The following is a 15,292-nucleotide window of genomic DNA, read 5'->3' as shown; positions in this document are numbered from 1 at the left end:
CCCACCCGGCCCATGGGCCGGGAGCGTAACAGGGAGTATTTGAACAGAATGACGACCCCGCAGAAGAAATCTTCCACGCGCCACGGCTTCAAGACCGGTGAATCCATCGTTTATCCCGCTCACGGCGTCGGCCAGATCGTCGCCATCGAGGAGCAGGAAGTCGCCGGCATGAAGCTCGAGCTTTTTGTCATCGATTTCGAAAAGGACAAGATGCGTCTCAAGGTGCCGGTTGCCAAGGCCGTTTCCATCGGCATGCGCAAGCTGTCGGAGACCGATTTCGTCGAGCGCGCGCTGAAGGTTGTCCAGGGCAAAGCTCGCGTGAAGCGCACCATGTGGTCGCGCCGCGCGCAGGAATATGATGCCAAGATCAATTCGGGCGACCTGATCTCGATCGCCGAAGTGGTCCGCGACCTGTACCGTGCCGAAAACCAGCCGGAACAGTCCTATTCCGAGCGCCAGCTCTATGAAGCCGCCCTCGACCGCATGGCCCGCGAAATCGCCGCCGTCAACAAGATGTCGGAAACCGAGGCCGTTCGCCTTGTCGAAACCAACCTGAGCAAGGGTCCGAAGCGTGGCAAGGCCATCGAAGAGGACGACTCGCAGGACGAAGCGGCCTGATTTAGGGCACCCTTCGGTTTTTTAAAGCCCGGCTGGAAACAGCCGGGTTTTTTTGTGGAACTTTTTTGCAGCGCACCCGTTTCGCAGACCGAGGACGACCGGCTCTTCCGGCGGCCGCGGGGGTGGCGCAAACCACTTTATTTTCTCGAAAGCCGCTTTCGGGCAATCCGTCGGTCCACCTGAAACGTCATCGTCATATCGGGCGTCGAGGAGATTACGCCTCTTCACGCCGGTTCGGTTCACGTGGAGACACTCGCCATGGCTACGACGACCGCAGACCGCCGCATGATCAAGCTCGCCATGTCCGCCCCCTATCTCGAAAGGGACGAGGAACAGGCCCTGGCCCAGGCCTGGAAGCACGACAAGGATCAGGAAGCCCGCAACCGCATCGCCATGGCGCATATGCGTCTGGTCGTCTCCATGGCGGGCAAGTTCCGCAATTTCGGCCTGCCGCTCGGCGATCTCGTGCAGGAAGGCTATATCGGCCTGCTCGAAGCCGCCGCCCGCTTCGAGCCGGAGCGCCAGGTGCGCTTCTCGACCTATGCAAGCTGGTGGATCCGCGCTTCGATCCAGGATTACGTGCTGCGCAACTGGTCGATCGTGCGCGGCGGCACCAGTTCGGCGCAGAAAGCGCTGTTCTTCAATCTCCGGCGGCTTCGCGCCAGGCTCGCCCGCGGCGATACGCACCTGACCAGCGAGGCCATGCACCAGGAGATCGCCGTGGCACTCGGCGTCAGCACCGCCGACGTGCGCACCATGGACGCCCGCCTCTCCGCCTCCGACGTCTCCCTCCAGGCGCCGATCTCGTCCGCCGAGGGCGAGGGTTCCAACCGCATGGATTTCCTCACCAGCGACGCGCCCCTTCCCGACGAACAGGCCCTCGACAGCATCGACGGCGAACGCCGCCATCATTGGCTGCACGCGGCACTCGGCCAGCTCAATGAGCGCGAGATGAAGATCATCCGCGCCCGCCGCCTGGCGGAGAATGGGGCGACGCTGGAGGAACTGGGCTCCCTGCTCGGCATTTCCAAGGAGCGCGTGCGCCAGATCGAGAACCGGGCGCTGGAAAAGCTGAAGGCCGTGCTGATCAGCAAGACCACGGATTTCGCCTACGCTTGAGGCGCGTTGCCGATGGATCCTCGGGTCAAGCCCGAGGATGACGGAGGGGAGGATTGGCCGGCAAGTCTGGCGATGCTCTCTGCCAGGCAAGCTTGGATAGGGCTGCCAGGCAAGGTCGGATGAGGATTCCATGCGCGGCAACCCATCCGTTATCCTGAAACATCCCCGCAAACTCCGTCATCCTCGGGCTTGACCCGAGGATCCACGGTCTGGCGCCATCCGCACAGGCTAACTCACTCGCTGATAATCTTGAACTTTTCGCCCGGCCGCACCGTGCTGGTCACCGTCATCGCGTTGATCAGCCGGAACAGGTCGAGCTTGCGGTCCGTGCCCATCATGCGCCCGGCAAGCGATGCGACGGTGTCGCCGGCGCGTGCCGAGATGACGCGCACCCTGAGCGGTTTCAGCGAGGCGACTTCCGGGGCCGTCAGCTTGCGGAACGAGGCCCTGAGCGTGGCAGCCGTCGGCTCCAGCGATTTCGAACCCGCCGGCACCGCCGTCAGGAAACGGTAGATCTGGTCGTCGATACGCACCACCGTGACGTCGAAGTCCCAGCGGTCGGCGGCGGCCTTGGCGGTCGCGCCCTCCAGCCCGTTGATCATGATCGGCTGGATGGTTTCCGGCCGCAGCCCCGTCACCCAGCCGCTCGAAATGTAGTTCACCAGATCCTGCTTGCGGCTGTCGGCCACACCGTCGAAGCGGATCGCCACGTCGCCCGGTCCCGTCGCCAGCACCGCATCGGCCTTGTTGTCGATCTGGAACCCGGCCGGCACGTCGAAGCGGATGCCGAGCTTGCCGTGCAGAAAGGTCTGGCCGCGCACATAGCCCTCTTCCGGCGCATCGCCGTAGAGCAGCCCGTCGATGCCGGCGAGGTAATAGTCACGGCCGCGATCGCCGTTCGTGCCTTCCGCGCCGAAGGCGCGCGCATGCAGCCGCGCAAGCTCCACGCGCTGCGGCGCGTTCGGGTGGCTGGACAGGAAGTCCAAGCTCTGGTCGGAATCGGGATCGACCGCGGTGAAGCGCGCATAGGCGGCCATGGAATCGAGGAAGCGCGCCGCCGCATAGGGATCGTAGCCCGCCTCGCCCAGCATGCGCACGCCGATGACATCGGCCTGGAGCTCCTGGTTGCGCGAGAACGCGGCAAGCCGCAACTTTCCGCGCGCCAGCGCCTGCTTGCCGGCGATGTTGCTGGAGAGCACTTCGGCCACCACGCGGCTCGCGATGACTTCCGCCTCTTCCTTCTTCTGCCGCTCAATGCCGTGGTTGGCAGTGACGTGCGCCATCTCGTGCGACAGCACGGCCGCCACTTCCGAGGCGTCGTTGGCGAGTGCCAGCAGGCCGCGCGTCACGTAAAGATAACCGCCCGGCAGCGCGAAGGCGTTGATCGCCGGAGAATTCAGGATGGTGATGCGATAGGACTGGTTTGGGTTTTCCGAGACCAGCGTCAGCGCGCCGGCAATGCGGGCGACGAGCCGCTCGGTTTTGGCGTCCTTGTATTCGCCGCCATAGCTCGCGACGATGCGCGGATGCTCGCGCGCACCCATCTGGGCGCGCGGATCGTTCTTCTGCACCTCTTCGACGATCTGCGGATTGGAGGACGGCGAGATCGTCGGCTCATAGGTCTGCTCGATGATCGACTGGCAGCCGGACAGCAGCATGCCGGCAAGCACCAGCGCCGCGACGGGTCTCAAAACCCCGCGCCCGGATACCATTGCAGCTTCCTGCGTTGCTTTCGCCATCTCTTCTGCCCACAGCCCTAAAGGGTCCACGCCCGAACCGCAACCTTTAGGTGCAGTCGAAACACCCATGTTCGCGCCTTCGAATGGATGAGATAGACGCACCATACCCGGCCGGCAACTCCCGATTCGACAAACGGTTCCCTTGTGGCTCCGGTGACACAGGGGGGCGTCCAAATTGTGGCGGGGTGGCGGGGCAAAAACAGCCCCAGCCCGCTAAATCGCGGAATGACCGAGGAATTTTGCAACGGCTGGTGGATGCCGGCTCACGAGGAATTCATCCACCGGCGCATCGAGCAGGATCGTGCCCGCCTCCAGGAACATCACCCGGTCGGCAAGCCGGCGGATATCCTCCGGCTGGTGGGTGATGAAGAGCAGGGTGCTCTTCGTCTCGGCGCGAAGCTCCGAGAGCAGTTTTGCCATGTCCGCCCGCATGGCCGGGTCGAGCGCTGCAAAGGGCTCGTCGAGCAGCAGGATCGGCCGGCGCCGCACCAGTGCGCGGGCGAGCGCCACCCGCTGCCGCTCGCCGCCGGAAAGCGAGCCCGGCATGCGGCGCTCGTAGCCGCCGAGCCCGACGCGCGACAGCGCAGAGAACACGCGCTGGCGCGCCGCCGTATCGAGCTTCAGCCCCGGATCGATGCCGAGCCCGACATTTTCGGCGACGCTCAGATGCGCGAAGAGATTGTTGTCCTGGAAGATGATCGAGACCGGGCGCTCCGCGGGATCGCGCGCCGCCATGTCCTCGCCGAGCAGCATGACCTTGCCCGTCGCCGGTTTCTGGAAGCCGGCGATCACGTTGAACAACGTGGACTTTCCCGCACCCGACGGGCCTGCGACGGCAACCGCGGCACCGGCGGGGATGGTGCAATCGAAGGCGAGCCGCTTCTCGTCGAAACGCACGGTGACGTCGGAAAGGCGGATCGCGGTATCAGGCATCGGCGGCAGGTCTTTCGGTCGTTCGGTCCGCGGCGGTCGAGGGCAGCGTCAGCAGAAGGCATATCACGCCGAGGATCAGCGCGATGCCCGCGGCGTCCGCCGTGCGATAGCTCGCCATGCGGGAGAAGAGCAGCCAGGGCAGCGTCACGAAGCCATCCGCACCGAAGATGGCGACTGCGCCGAGATCGCCGAGCGACAGCGCCATGGCGAAGGCGAAGGCGGTGAGGAAGGGCTTCTTCAGTGCCGGCCAGTCGATCCATCGCAGGCGATGCATGCCGGTGACGCCGAGGCTCAGCGCCAGCCGCGCGGTGCGCGACAGATGCGTGCGATAGGCGGGCTCCAGCACGCGCACGACGAAGGGCAGCGCCATCAGCGCATTGATGACGGTGATGACGGCGGGCGCGAAACGCCCGGTCTCGCCGAACAGGCGCAGCACCAGGAACCACCCCGTCGCGACGACGACCGGCGGCACCAGCAGGATCAGCGAGCCCGTGGCCGGCAGCGCCCGGCCGATCAGCCGCGTCGTGAGGCCGGCATCGCCGGTCTCGGCAAGGCGCGGCACGAGCACGATGGGCAGCGCAATCGCAAGGCTGAGGCTGGCCGAGGCAAAGGAGATGGCGAGGCTGGTGAACAGCGCCCTGTGCAGCAGCGGATCGACCGCCAGCCGGCCGAAATCCGCGGCAAGGCCGGAGGCAAGGGTGGCCGCGAGCGGCGCCGCGGTGAACAGCGTGAAGGCGAGGATGACGAAACCGTCGGTTACGCGCCGGCGGCGGCCATCGAAACGGCGGATCGCGCGGCCTGCCGTCACCCCCTCGTCCGGCGGCCGGCCGAACAGCGAGATCAGCCAGAGCAGCGCCGCCGTGACCAGGATTTGCAGAAAGGCGAGCAGCACGGCGCGCTGGGGATCGAAATCGAAGCGCAGCGCCTGGTAGATCGCCACCTCGATGGTGGTTGCCGCAGGCCCGCCGCCAAGCGTCAGCACGATGGTGAAACTCGTCGCGCAGAGCATGAAGACGAGGCCCGCTATGCCCGGCAGCACGCGGCGGATCACCGGCCATTCGATCAGCCGGAACACCGCGCCGTTGCCCATGCCGAGATTGGCCGAACTCAGCCAGTATTCCGGCGGAATGCGATCGAGGGCGGCGAGCAGGAAGCGCGCGGCGAGCGGCAGGTTGAAGAAGACATGGGCGATCAGGATGCCGGTGAGCCCATAGACGCTGACGGGATTTTGCAAGCCCCCGAGCCGTAAAAGATCATTGACGACGCCCTGCCGCCCCCAGATCTCTATGACCCCAAGTGCGGCCACCAGCGCCGGCAGGCCGAGCGGCACGACGGAAAGCCGGATGATCCAGACCCGCCCCCAAAAATCCCGCTGCCGGGCGAGTGCCCGGGCGACGGGAATGGCGAGCACGATGGAGAGCAGGGTCGACAGCGTCGCCTGCAGCAGCGTGAACTGCGCGACCCGCCAGATATAGGCGTCGAAGAGCGGCGCACCGCCCCCGCCGCCCGCATGCGCCAGAAGCACGGCCGTCGCCGCGCCGACGAAGACGAGCACGACGCCGAGGGCAAGCCCCCCGGCGACGCGCAGCGTCCGGCGTTCGGCGCGGGCGAAGAACATCACCTTATTTGGCGCTCATGGCGGCGAGCCACTCGTCGATCCAGGCCTTGCGGTTGGCCGCCACCTCGTCGGACGACATCAGGAACGTCTTTTCCGGCTTCACCAGCGCGTCGAAGGCGGCAGGCAGCGGGTCCTTGGTCTTGCCGGCCGGCATCATCCAGTTGGTTTCCGGAATGATCGACTGGAAATCCGGCCCCGTCATGAAGGTCAGGAACTGCCGCGCAAGATCCTTGTCGTCGGAGGTGCGCGTCAGGCCCGCCACCTCGATCTGCACATAGTGTCCTTCGGAGAAGGCGGCCGCCTTGTAGCGCTCGGTGTTTTCGGCGATGACGTGATAGGCCGGCGACGTCGTATAGGACAGCACCATCGGCGCCTCGCCCTTGGTGAAGAGGCCGTAAGCCTCCGACCAGCCGGGCGTGACCGTCAGCACGCGATCCTTCAGCTTGCCCCAAGCCTCGCCGGACTTGTCGCCATAGACCGACTTCACCCAGAGCAGCAGGCCGAGCCCCGGCGTTGAGGTGCGCGGATCCTCGATGACGATTTTCTGCGACGGGTCACCCTCGACCAGTTCCTTCAGGCTCGTCGGCGGCGTCTTCACCGTCTCGGTGTCGTAGATGACGGCGAAATGGCCGTAATCGTAGGGCAGGAACGTATCGTCGGAAAAGCCGCCCGGCACCGTCAGGCCCTCGGGCGAAAGACCATGCGCCTCGAAGAGCCCGGTCGCCTTCGCCTCGGTGATGAGGTTGGTGTCGAGGCCGAGCACCACGTCGGCCTTGGTGCCCTCGCCTTCGAGCTTGAGGCGCGTCAGCAGCTCGACGCCATCGGCGACGCCGACCCATTCGACCTTGCAGCCGCAGGTCTTGGCGAAGGCTTCAGCAACCTTCGGCCCCGGACCCCATTCGGAAACGAAGCTCTCATAGGTATAGACGGTCAGCGTCTTTTCCTGCGCCAGCGCAGGCAAGGCGAAGGAAACGGCAAGGGCCGCAATCGAGGTGAGGAATGTCTTGCGCATCGGCGCCTCCCTGGTCTGTTCACAAAACGGGAATAGGGCGCTGGAATGTGCCGTCTAATCCCTCCGCCGGTACGAGCCGGATCAGGTTCTTCGGGTTGGCGAAACCGCCTCTCAGCCAGTGAGTCGAAAACCCGCGTGGCACCCCGTTAGAGCAAGGCAAGGCATAATCCCGCTTGCAGCGCTACGCAAGAGGCAAGGCCCTGTTCCATGCGGAACAGCGCGCGGCCGGGCGATGCGGGAAAGTCTGATCACTGGATGAGAGAGGCTCATCCCTCAGAGATCAGGAGAAACTTCCATGCGCAAGATCATCATTTCCGCCGCCATCGCCGCCGTCGCCGCCATCTCCTTCGCCGCCCCGTCACAGGCCGGCTATTACAGCTACGGCTACAAGCCGCATTGCTTCATCAAGAAGGTGAAGTCCTACGACTACTACGGCAACGTCATCATCAAGAAGATCAAGGTCTGCAAGTAAGCCTTCTTACGCCGCTGACCTCCCCGAAGGCCCGGATGTCCCCTGCATCCGGGTCCTTTGCCGTTTGCGGTTACGACAGGCGTCCCGCCAAAATCTTTCCCTTTCTGGAGAACATGCGCTAAGGGCATCAGCCATGACCGTGCCCGCACCGACAGACCCGTTCTTCGTCGTCCTCCTGGGAGGCGCGCTCCAGGCGACGCCGCGCCTTGCCGCGGATGTCGCTGGCGCGCGTTTCGTGGCGGCCGATGGCGGCATGCGCCATGCGGCGGCGCTCGGCGTGAGGCCGGAAATCTGGGTCGGCGATTTCGATTCCACCCCGCCGGAACTGCTGGACGCCTGGCCGAATATCGAGCGCCAACCCTATCCCGTCGCCAAGAACGAGACCGATGGCGCCATCGCCGTCGCGGTCGCCATCGAGCGCGGCGCGCGAAAAATCGTGCTGGCCGGCGCGCTGGGCGGCGAACGCTCCGACCATGCGCTGATGCACCTCATCCACGCCGTTTCGCTGGAAGAGCAGGGTTTTGCCATAAAGCTCACCTCCGGCACGGAGGAGGCCTGGCCTCTGCTGCCCGGCACGCGCGAGATCGACCTGCCGAAGGGCAGCCTGTTTTCCGTGCTCGGCCTCTCGCCGCTTGCCGGCCTCGATATCGGCAATGTGCGTTATCCGCTGAAGGACTTTTCCTTGCCCTTCGGCTCGTCGCGCACCATTTCCAACGTCGCGGAAGGCCCCGTTCGCCTTTCGCTCGCCTCCGGCCGCGCGATCGTCATCGCCCGGCCCTATGACCTTTCAGGAGCCTGACCCTTGGCACCGCCCATCCTCAAACTCGACGATATCTTCCTGAGCTTCGGCGGCACGCCGCTGCTTGCCGGCGCCAGCCTGCAAGTGGAGCCCGGCGACCGCATCTCCCTTGTCGGCCGCAACGGCTCGGGCAAGTCGACGCTGATGAAAATCGCCGCCGGCCTGGCGGAAGCGCAGTCCGGCGAGGTGTTCCGCCACCCGTCCGCCACCATCCGCTACCTGCACCAGGCGCCGGATTTCGACGGCTACGAGACGGTCGCCGCCTATGCCGAAGCCGGCCTCGGCCCGAGCGACGATCCCTACCGCGTGACCTACCTACTCGAACATCTGGGGCTGACCGGCGCCGAGCACCCGGCATCGCTTTCGGGCGGCGAGGCGCGCCGCGCCGCACTCGCCCGCGTCATGGCGCCGGAGCCGGACATCCTTCTGCTCGACGAGCCGACCAACCATCTGGACCTGCCGACCATCGAATGGCTGGAAGGCGAGCTGCAATCAACCCGCTCGGCCCTCGTCGTCATCTCGCATGACCGTCGTTTCCTCGAAAAGGTCTCCAACGCCACCGTCTGGCTCGATCGCGGCCAGTCGCGGCGGCTGAACCGCGGTTTCGGCCATTTCGAAGCCTGGCGCGACGAGGTGCTGGAGGCCGAAGAGCTGGAACAGCACAAGCTCGGCAAGGCGATCGAGCGCGAGGAGCACTGGCTGCGCTACGGCGTGACGGCGCGCCGCAAGCGCAACATGCGCCGCCTCGGCGCGCTGCACGATCTGCGCTCGCGCTATCGCGGCCACAAAGGCCCGCAGGGCAGCGTGCAGGCGAGTGCCTCCGACGCCCAGGAATCCGGCAAGCTGGTGATCGAGGCGGACAAGATCACCAAGGCTTACGGCGAGCGCACCATCGTCGCGCCCTTCTCGATCCGCGTGCACCGCGGCGATTGCATCGGCCTCGTCGGCCCGAACGGCGCCGGCAAGACGACGCTGCTCAAGATGCTGACCGGCCAGCTCGCGCCCGACAGCGGCACGGTGAAGCTCGGCACGAACCTCGAAATCGCCACGCTCGACCAGCGCCGCGAGGACCTGAACCTCGACGACACGCTCGGCCATTATCTCACCGACGGGCGCGGCGAGACGCTTCTCGTCAACGGCGAACAGCGCCACGTCACCGGCTACATGAAGGAATTCCTGTTCCAGCCCGAACAGTCCCGCACGCCGATCCGCAACCTGTCCGGCGGCGAGCGCGCGCGCCTCATGCTGGCGCGCATCCTGTCGCGCCCGACGAACCTGCTCATCCTCGACGAACCGACCAACGACCTCGACATCGAGACGCTCGACCTGTTGCAGGAGATCGTCGCGGGCTTTGCCGGCACCGTGCTGCTCGTCAGCCACGATCGTGACTTCCTCGACCGCACCGTGACCTCGACCATCGCGCCTGCCGATCCGGAAAACCCGGACGGCCGCTGGATCGAATATGCCGGCGGCTATACCGACATGATGGCGCAGCGCCGCGGCGCAATCGAGGAGAAGCGGCGGGCGGACAAGGCCGAGAAGGCGAAGACGGTCGATACCGCGGCGCCTGCGGAAGCAAAAGGCAAGGCGAAACTCTCCTACAAGCAGAAATTCGCGCTCGAAAACCTGCCCAAGGAAATGGAGAAGGCGGAAAAGGAGATCGCCGCCCGCGAGGCGAAGATGGCCGATCCCGCGCTCTTCACCAAGGATCCCGCCACCTTCAACAAGCTTGCCGCCGAGATGGAAAAACTGCGCGCGTCCCTCACGAAGATGGAAGAGGAATGGCTGGAACTGGAGATGCTGCGCGAGGAGCTGGAGGGCTGATATAGGCCTGTTCCATTCGAAACAGCGCAGATAACGGCGATGTGGGAAAGTCTGATCACTGGATGAGAGGAGCTCATCCTGTAACCCGAAAGAGATCAGGAGAGTCCCATGCGCAAGTTCATTATATCTGCAGTCGTCGCCGTCGTCGCTGCTGTTTCCTTCGCCGCCCCGTCCGAGGCCGGCTACTACGGTTACGGTCACAAGAGCTACGGCTGGAAAAGCCACGGCTACGGCCACCATGGCTACAACCGGCACTACCGCGTGAAGCGTCATTACGGCGGCTACTACGGCCACCGTTGGGGCGGCCACTGGGGCGGCAAGGTCTACTACAAGAAGCGCCACTACAACTACTACTAAGCGCTTGACGCTTTGAAGGAGCAAGGCCCGGATGCCGATCGCATCCGGGCCTTGCCCGTTTCCCGGGATGGATTGATTCGGAGGGAAACTAGCGCTATCTAAAACGCTCGTGGTGATTTGGCCGGCCGGCTTGCAGCCACGTTAAACAAGTTGCTAAAGGGCCGCGCGAGGAAGACCTTACGTGGACCGGTTGCGACACTGTTGCGGCCGGTTTTTGTTTTTCGATCGAGTGACCCATGCCCATCAAGATTCCCGATACGCTTCCCGCCTTCGAAACCCTCGTCAACGAGGGCGTGCGGGTGATGACCGAGACGGTGGCGATCCGCCAGGATATCCGCCCCTTGCAGATCGGGCTGCTCAACCTCATGCCGAACAAGATCAAGACCGAGGTGCAGATGGCGCGCCTCGTCGGCGCCTCGCCGCTCCAGGTGGAGCTCTCGCTGGTGCGCGTCGGCGGCCACCGCGCCAAGAACACCTCGGAAGACCACCTGCTCGCCTTCTACGATACGTGGGAGGAGGTGCGGCACCGCAAGTTCGACGGCTTCATCATCACCGGCGCGCCGGTGGAGACGCTCGACTACGAGGACGTCACCTATTGGGACGAGATGAAGCGCATCCTCGACTGGACGGAGACCAACGTGCATTCGACGCTCAACGTCTGCTGGGGCGCTATGGCCGCGATCTACCATTTCCACGGCGTGCCCAAGCACACGCTGGATGAAAAGGCCTTCGGCGTGTACCGCCACCACAATCGCAGGCCGTCGTCCGTCTACCTCAACGGCTTCTCCGACAATTTCGAGGTGCCGGTCTCGCGCTGGACGGAAGTCCGCATCGAGGACATCCATGCGGTGCCGGGGCTCAACATCCTGCTCGATTCCGACGAGACGGGCGTGTGTTTCGTGCAGGAGAAGGCCGGCAACCGGCTCTACATCTTCAACCATGTGGAGTACGATTCGACCTCGCTTGCCGACGAATATTTCCGCGACGTCTCGGCCGGCGTGTCGATCAAGCTGCCGAAGAACTATTTTCCGCACAACGACCCGTCGCTGCCGCCGCAGAACCGCTGGCGCGGCCATGCGCATCTGCTTTTCGGCAACTGGATCAATGAAATCTACCAGACCACGCCCTATGATCTGGAAAACATCGGAACAGGAGCCCGATCATGAGCCGTGTCGTCATTCGTCCCCTGCACACAGACGATGAAGGCGAATGGCGGCGCCTCTGGACCGCCTATCTCGCCTTTTACGAAACGGTGCTGCCGGAAGAGATTTTTGCCACCACCTTCGCCCGGCTGACGGGCGAGACGGCCGACGGCGAGTTCCGCGGCCTCATCGCCACACTCGACGGCAAGCCGGTCGGCCTGGCTCATTACCTCTTCCACCGCTCCTGCTGGGCGGTCGGCAATGTGTGCTATCTGCAGGACCTCTATGCCGACCCGGAAGTACGCGGCTCGGGCATCGGCCGGGCGCTGATCGAAGGCGTCTATGCCAAGGCGAAGGAGGCGGGTTCGCCGGAAGTCTACTGGATGACGCAGGAATTCAACGCGACGGCGCGTCAGCTTTACGACCGCATCGCCGACAAGACGCCCTTCATCATCTACCAGAAATCCTTCTGAGGGCGCCTGCCGAAAAGTATGATTTTTTCGGTTGCGGGTGACAGGGAATTGCAGCAGGTTGCCGCGCGTTGAAAGCCGGCGAAGGAGAGGCAAGCGTGGGTGCAGGCAATGAAATCTTCGGCCGCCTGGAAAATGGCGAGACGGTCGAGCGCATCACGATCAAAGGCGGCGGGCTCACCGCCCATGTGCTCACCTGGGGCGCGGTCATCCAGGACCTCCGGCTCGAAGGCCATGACGCACCGCTCGTCCTCGGCTTCGAAGACCTCGCCGCCTACCACGAGCACTCCCCCTATTTCGGCGCGACACCCGGACGCTGCGCCAACCGCATCGCCGGCGGCCGGTTCTCGATCGACGGCCAGGATTTCCAGCTCGAACGCAACGAGCGCGGCGTCACGCACCTGCATGGCGGCAGCGACGGCACCGGCCGGCAGAACTGGAACGTCGCCGGCCAGGGCGCCGACTTCGTCACGCTGACGCTGACCGATCCCTCCGGCCGCGCCGGTTATCCCGGCACCTGCGCCCTCACCTGCACCTACCGGCTCGCGGGCGATGGCGTGCTCTCCGTCACCTACGAAGCGACGACGGATGCGCCGACCCCCGTCAACCTCTGCCAGCACAGCTATTTCATCCTCGACGCCAGCACCGACGCGCTTGGCCACGAGATCCGCCTTCAGGCCGAGCACTACCTGCCCGTTGACGAAAACCTGATCCCGACCGGCGAGATCCGCCCCGTCGCCAGCACGCCATTCGACCTGCGCGACTGGACGCCGCTCCGCCGGCAGACCGAAGAAGGCGGCGTGGCCTTCGACCACAATTTCTGCCTCTCGACCGCCCGGCAGGCAAAACGCCCGGTGGCCGAGGTCCGCAGCCCCCTCTCCGGCATCACGCTTTCGGTGCTGACCACCGAGCCCGGCGTGCAGCTCTATACCGGCGCGAAGGTCGCCCCGCCCGTACCCGGCCTCGACGGCCGCCACTACGGCCCCTTCGCCGGCTTCTGCCTGGAAACCCAGACCTGGCCCGACGCCATCAATCACGAAAACTTCCCGAATGCCGTGCTCAGGCCCGGCGAGACGCTACGGCAGGAAACCGACTACCTTTTCCGCAAGGGTTGAGTGCGCCGAAAACGACTATTGCAGCGCAACAAATTCGAAACCTTTGTAGCGGAGAAACGATCCTGGATTGACCCGGAATGTTCCCGGGTTGTTGAGGGTCAGGACACGCCAGGACAGCGTCGCCCACCCTGTTGGGACCCTGTCCATGAAAATCTCGGATCTTTCGATTTCCCGGAAAATCGGCCTTCTGGTGCTCCTGATGGGGATCGCCGCGGGCACGATCGCCACCGTCGGCAGCCGCGGGCTGAGCTCGCTGGGTGCCGCCCTTTCCGATACCGGCGCGCGCGAAGAAGTGGCCCGCGAGGCCATGGACCTGCGCATCGACGTCATCGCCATCAGCCGCATGACCTACCAGCTGGCGCTGGCGCCGGAAAAGGCGGCCGACTTCGCCGCCGAAACGGAAAAGCGCGCCGGCGAAATGCTCGACCGCCTGCCGAAGATCGCCTCGACCGCCGATGCCAGCGAACAGAAATTGCTCGACGGCGTGCGCGCGTCGCTGACGCCCTATTTCGAGGACATCCGCGCCATGGTGGCCGTCGCCGGCTCCGACAAGGGCCAGGACCGCGCCGCGATCCTCGCAGCCCTCGACAAGGCGCTGGAAGGCCAGAAGGCCGTGACCGCCGCCCTCAAGGAATACACGACCTATTCCGCCGAAACGCTTTCGGGTGCCCGCGCCGTCGCGATCTCCCGCTCGACGACCACGCAGGTCGTGCTGCTGGTCACCGCCTTCACCTGCATCGTCGCGGGCATGCTGCTCAGCATACTTGTCGCCCGCAACGGCATCGTGCGCCCGATCCAGCTTCTGACCGGCGTGATGTCGAACCTCGCCGCCGGCAAGCTCGATGACACCATTCCCTGCACCGAGCGCAAGGACGAGATCGGCGCCATGGCGCGCACGCTCGACGTCTTTCGCGCCAACGAGATGCAGATGCGCGAGATGGAGGCCCAGGAGGCCGCCCTCCAGGCGCAGAGCAAGGACCTGCAATCCAACATCAGCACCATCGTGGCCGCTGCTGCCGCCGGCGACTTCTCCCGCCGCATCAGCAAATCCTACGAGGACGAGGACCTTCGCCGCTTCGCGACGGGCGTCAACGAGCTGGTCGCGAATGTCGACCGCGGCGTCAGCGAAGTGCGCCGCGTCATCGCCTCGCTGTCCCACGCCGACCTGACGCAGGAAATGACCGGCCATTTCCAGGGCGATTTCGCCGAACTCCAGGCGAACGTCAACGGCGCCATGCTGACGCTGCGCAGCACGATGACCGGCATTCTCTCCACCGCCGGCACGATCACCGGCAATTCCCGCGAGCTTTCCGCCGCCGCCGACCAGCTCGCCCACCGCACGGAGCAGCAGGCGGCGTCCCTTGAAGAAACGGCAGCCGCGCTGGAAGAAATCACCACCACGGTGAAGACCTCCACCAACCGCGCGATCGAGGCTTCCGAAATCGTGCGCGAGGCGAAGGACAGCGCCGACAAGTCCGGCGACATCGTCCAGAACGCCATAGACGCCATGGGCCGCATCGAGCAGTCCTCGCAGAAGATCAGCCAGATCATCTCCGTCATTGACGAGATCGCCTTCCAGACCAACCTGCTCGCGCTCAATGCCGGCGTCGAGGCCGCCCGCGCAGGCGAGGCCGGCCGCGGCTTTGCGGTCGTCGCCCAGGAAGTGCGCGAGCTCGCCCAGCGCTCGGCCAATGCCGCCAAGGAGATCAAGACGCTGATCAATGCCTCGGCGGGCGAGGTGAAGGGCGGCGTCTCGCTGGTGCTGTCGACCGGCGACGTGCTGTCCGAGATCAAGGACCTGGTGAACCGCGTCAACGACCACGTCGTCTCGATCACCCGCGCCGCCCAGGAACAATCCGCAGCGCTCGGCGAGATCAACACCGCCGTCAACCAGATGGACCAGATGACCCAGCAGAACGCCGCGATGGTGGAGGAAACCACCGCCGCCAGCCAGGTCCTCGCCAGCGAAGCCACGCAGCTCCAGACGGCCCTGTCACAGTTCCACATCGAGGCGGGCCGCGCAAACCCCGTGTACCAGCGCCGGGCGGCCTGAGCCGTCCCGCCAACAAAAAGG

General features: G+C 65.1%; 14 protein-coding genes and 2 riboswitches. Of the genes, 10 read left to right on the top strand and 4 right to left on the bottom strand.

Translation table 11 applies throughout. The features are described 5' to 3' along the window. Window positions 1-48: 48 nt before the first annotated feature. Together AC1RWL_RS17500 and AC1RWL_RS17495 are read left to right on the top strand one after the other, a co-directional pair. Entirely contained in the window at window positions 49-618 is a 570-nt protein-coding gene (locus AC1RWL_RS17500) for a CarD family transcriptional regulator (RefSeq protein ID WP_256119495.1), read from the top strand. A 258-nt stretch (window positions 619-876) separates the two neighbouring features. Continuing rightward, window positions 877-1,737 carry an RNA polymerase factor sigma-32 gene (locus tag AC1RWL_RS17495; protein WP_439626529.1) on the top strand — a complete coding sequence of 287 codons (861 nt, stop codon included), beginning with the start codon at window positions 877-879 and terminating at the stop codon, window positions 1,735-1,737. A gap of 233 nt (window positions 1,738-1,970) precedes the next feature. On the opposite strand, the gene AC1RWL_RS17490 is transcribed toward AC1RWL_RS17495, so the two are convergent. The 4 genes from AC1RWL_RS17490 to thiB form a co-directional block, all read right to left on the bottom strand. Continuing rightward, window positions 1,971-3,449, bottom strand: a complete 1,479-nt coding sequence (locus AC1RWL_RS17490) for a M48 family metalloprotease (RefSeq protein ID WP_256119497.1) — start codon at window positions 3,447-3,449, stop codon at window positions 1,971-1,973. Between the two features lie 240 nt (window positions 3,450-3,689). After that, a complete protein-coding gene (thiQ, locus tag AC1RWL_RS17485) occupies window positions 3,690-4,409 on the bottom strand; it encodes a thiamine ABC transporter ATP-binding protein (protein ID WP_493095455.1) in 720 nt (239 codons plus the stop codon). Then, the gene (thiP, locus tag AC1RWL_RS17480; RefSeq protein ID WP_493095456.1) at window positions 4,402-6,027 is read right to left on the bottom strand and encodes a thiamine/thiamine pyrophosphate ABC transporter permease; all 1,626 of its coding nucleotides are present in this window, start codon (window positions 6,025-6,027) and stop codon (window positions 4,402-4,404) included. Before thiP ends, thiQ begins: the two co-directional genes overlap by 8 nt. Before the next feature lie 4 nt (window positions 6,028-6,031). Next, a complete protein-coding gene (thiB, locus tag AC1RWL_RS17475) occupies window positions 6,032-7,039 on the bottom strand; it encodes a thiamine ABC transporter substrate binding subunit (protein ID WP_493095457.1) in 1,008 nt (335 codons plus the stop codon). Window positions 7,040-7,080: 41 nt separating this feature from the next. After that, window positions 7,081-7,195, bottom strand: a riboswitch (TPP riboswitch). A gap of 139 nt (window positions 7,196-7,334) precedes the next feature. Here thiB and AC1RWL_RS17470 point away from each other — a divergent pair. The 8 genes from AC1RWL_RS17470 to AC1RWL_RS17435 all read left to right on the top strand — a co-directional run bounded on the left by AC1RWL_RS17470 (window position 7,335) and on the right by AC1RWL_RS17435 (window position 15,271). Next, complete coding sequence (locus AC1RWL_RS17470) at window positions 7,335-7,511, top strand: hypothetical protein (protein ID WP_256121560.1); 177 nt, start codon at window positions 7,335-7,337, stop codon at window positions 7,509-7,511. A gap of 133 nt (window positions 7,512-7,644) precedes the next feature. After that, window positions 7,645-8,310 (top strand): thiamine diphosphokinase, encoded by a 666-nt coding sequence (locus AC1RWL_RS17465; protein ID WP_493095458.1) that lies wholly within the window; start codon window positions 7,645-7,647, stop codon window positions 8,308-8,310. Window positions 8,311-8,313: 3 nt separating this feature from the next. Next, window positions 8,314-10,134 carry an ABC-F family ATP-binding cassette domain-containing protein gene (locus AC1RWL_RS17460; RefSeq protein WP_493095459.1) on the top strand — a complete coding sequence of 607 codons (1,821 nt, stop codon included), beginning with the start codon at window positions 8,314-8,316 and terminating at the stop codon, window positions 10,132-10,134. Between the two features lie 108 nt (window positions 10,135-10,242). Next, entirely contained in the window at window positions 10,243-10,491 is a 249-nt protein-coding gene (locus AC1RWL_RS17455) for a hypothetical protein (protein WP_435268323.1), read from the top strand. 99 nt (window positions 10,492-10,590) lie between these two features. Then, window positions 10,591-10,668, top strand: a riboswitch (SAM riboswitch). Between the two features lie 59 nt (window positions 10,669-10,727). After that, a complete protein-coding gene (metA, locus tag AC1RWL_RS17450) occupies window positions 10,728-11,657 on the top strand; it encodes a homoserine O-acetyltransferase MetA (RefSeq protein ID WP_493095460.1) in 930 nt (309 codons plus the stop codon). Next, window positions 11,654-12,106 (top strand): GNAT family N-acetyltransferase, encoded by a 453-nt coding sequence (locus AC1RWL_RS17445; protein WP_493095461.1) that lies wholly within the window; start codon window positions 11,654-11,656, stop codon window positions 12,104-12,106. Before metA ends, AC1RWL_RS17445 begins: the two co-directional genes overlap by 4 nt. A gap of 95 nt (window positions 12,107-12,201) precedes the next feature. Next, window positions 12,202-13,218 carry an aldose epimerase family protein gene (locus AC1RWL_RS17440; RefSeq protein WP_493095462.1) on the top strand — a complete coding sequence of 339 codons (1,017 nt, stop codon included), beginning with the start codon at window positions 12,202-12,204 and terminating at the stop codon, window positions 13,216-13,218. 145 nt (window positions 13,219-13,363) lie between these two features. Continuing rightward, complete coding sequence (locus tag AC1RWL_RS17435; protein WP_493095463.1) at window positions 13,364-15,271, top strand: methyl-accepting chemotaxis protein; 1,908 nt, start codon at window positions 13,364-13,366, stop codon at window positions 15,269-15,271. Window positions 15,272-15,292 lie beyond the last annotated feature (21 nt).

The sequence above is a fragment of the Shinella sp. GW821-FHT10F02 genome, assembly GCF_058809275.1.
Note: the sequence above shows the minus strand (reverse complement) of the source record. Positions and strands in the feature narration are given on the sequence as shown.

Excerpts from the sequence above, each read along its gene's own strand:
- AC1RWL_RS17500 (WP_256119495.1), top strand. The coding sequence starts at position 49 with ATGACGACCCCGCAGAAGAAATCTTCCACGCGCCACGGCTTCAAGACC.
- AC1RWL_RS17495 (WP_439626529.1), top strand. The coding sequence starts at position 877 with ATGGCTACGACGACCGCAGACCGCCGCATGATCAAGCTCGCCATGTCC.
- AC1RWL_RS17490 (WP_256119497.1), bottom strand. The coding sequence starts at position 3,449 with ATGGTATCCGGGCGCGGGGTTTTGAGACCCGTCGCGGCGCTGGTGCTT.
- thiQ (WP_493095455.1), bottom strand. The coding sequence starts at position 4,409 with ATGCCTGATACCGCGATCCGCCTTTCCGACGTCACCGTGCGTTTCGAC.
- thiP (WP_493095456.1), bottom strand. The coding sequence starts at position 6,027 with ATGTTCTTCGCCCGCGCCGAACGCCGGACGCTGCGCGTCGCCGGGGGG.
- thiB (WP_493095457.1), bottom strand. The coding sequence starts at position 7,039 with ATGCGCAAGACATTCCTCACCTCGATTGCGGCCCTTGCCGTTTCCTTC.
- AC1RWL_RS17470 (WP_256121560.1), top strand. The coding sequence starts at position 7,335 with ATGCGCAAGATCATCATTTCCGCCGCCATCGCCGCCGTCGCCGCCATC.
- AC1RWL_RS17465 (WP_493095458.1), top strand. The coding sequence starts at position 7,645 with ATGACCGTGCCCGCACCGACAGACCCGTTCTTCGTCGTCCTCCTGGGA.
- AC1RWL_RS17455 (WP_435268323.1), top strand. The coding sequence starts at position 10,243 with ATGCGCAAGTTCATTATATCTGCAGTCGTCGCCGTCGTCGCTGCTGTT.
- metA (WP_493095460.1), top strand. The coding sequence starts at position 10,728 with ATGCCCATCAAGATTCCCGATACGCTTCCCGCCTTCGAAACCCTCGTC.
- AC1RWL_RS17445 (WP_493095461.1), top strand. The coding sequence starts at position 11,654 with ATGAGCCGTGTCGTCATTCGTCCCCTGCACACAGACGATGAAGGCGAA.
- AC1RWL_RS17435 (WP_493095463.1), top strand. The coding sequence starts at position 13,364 with ATGAAAATCTCGGATCTTTCGATTTCCCGGAAAATCGGCCTTCTGGTG.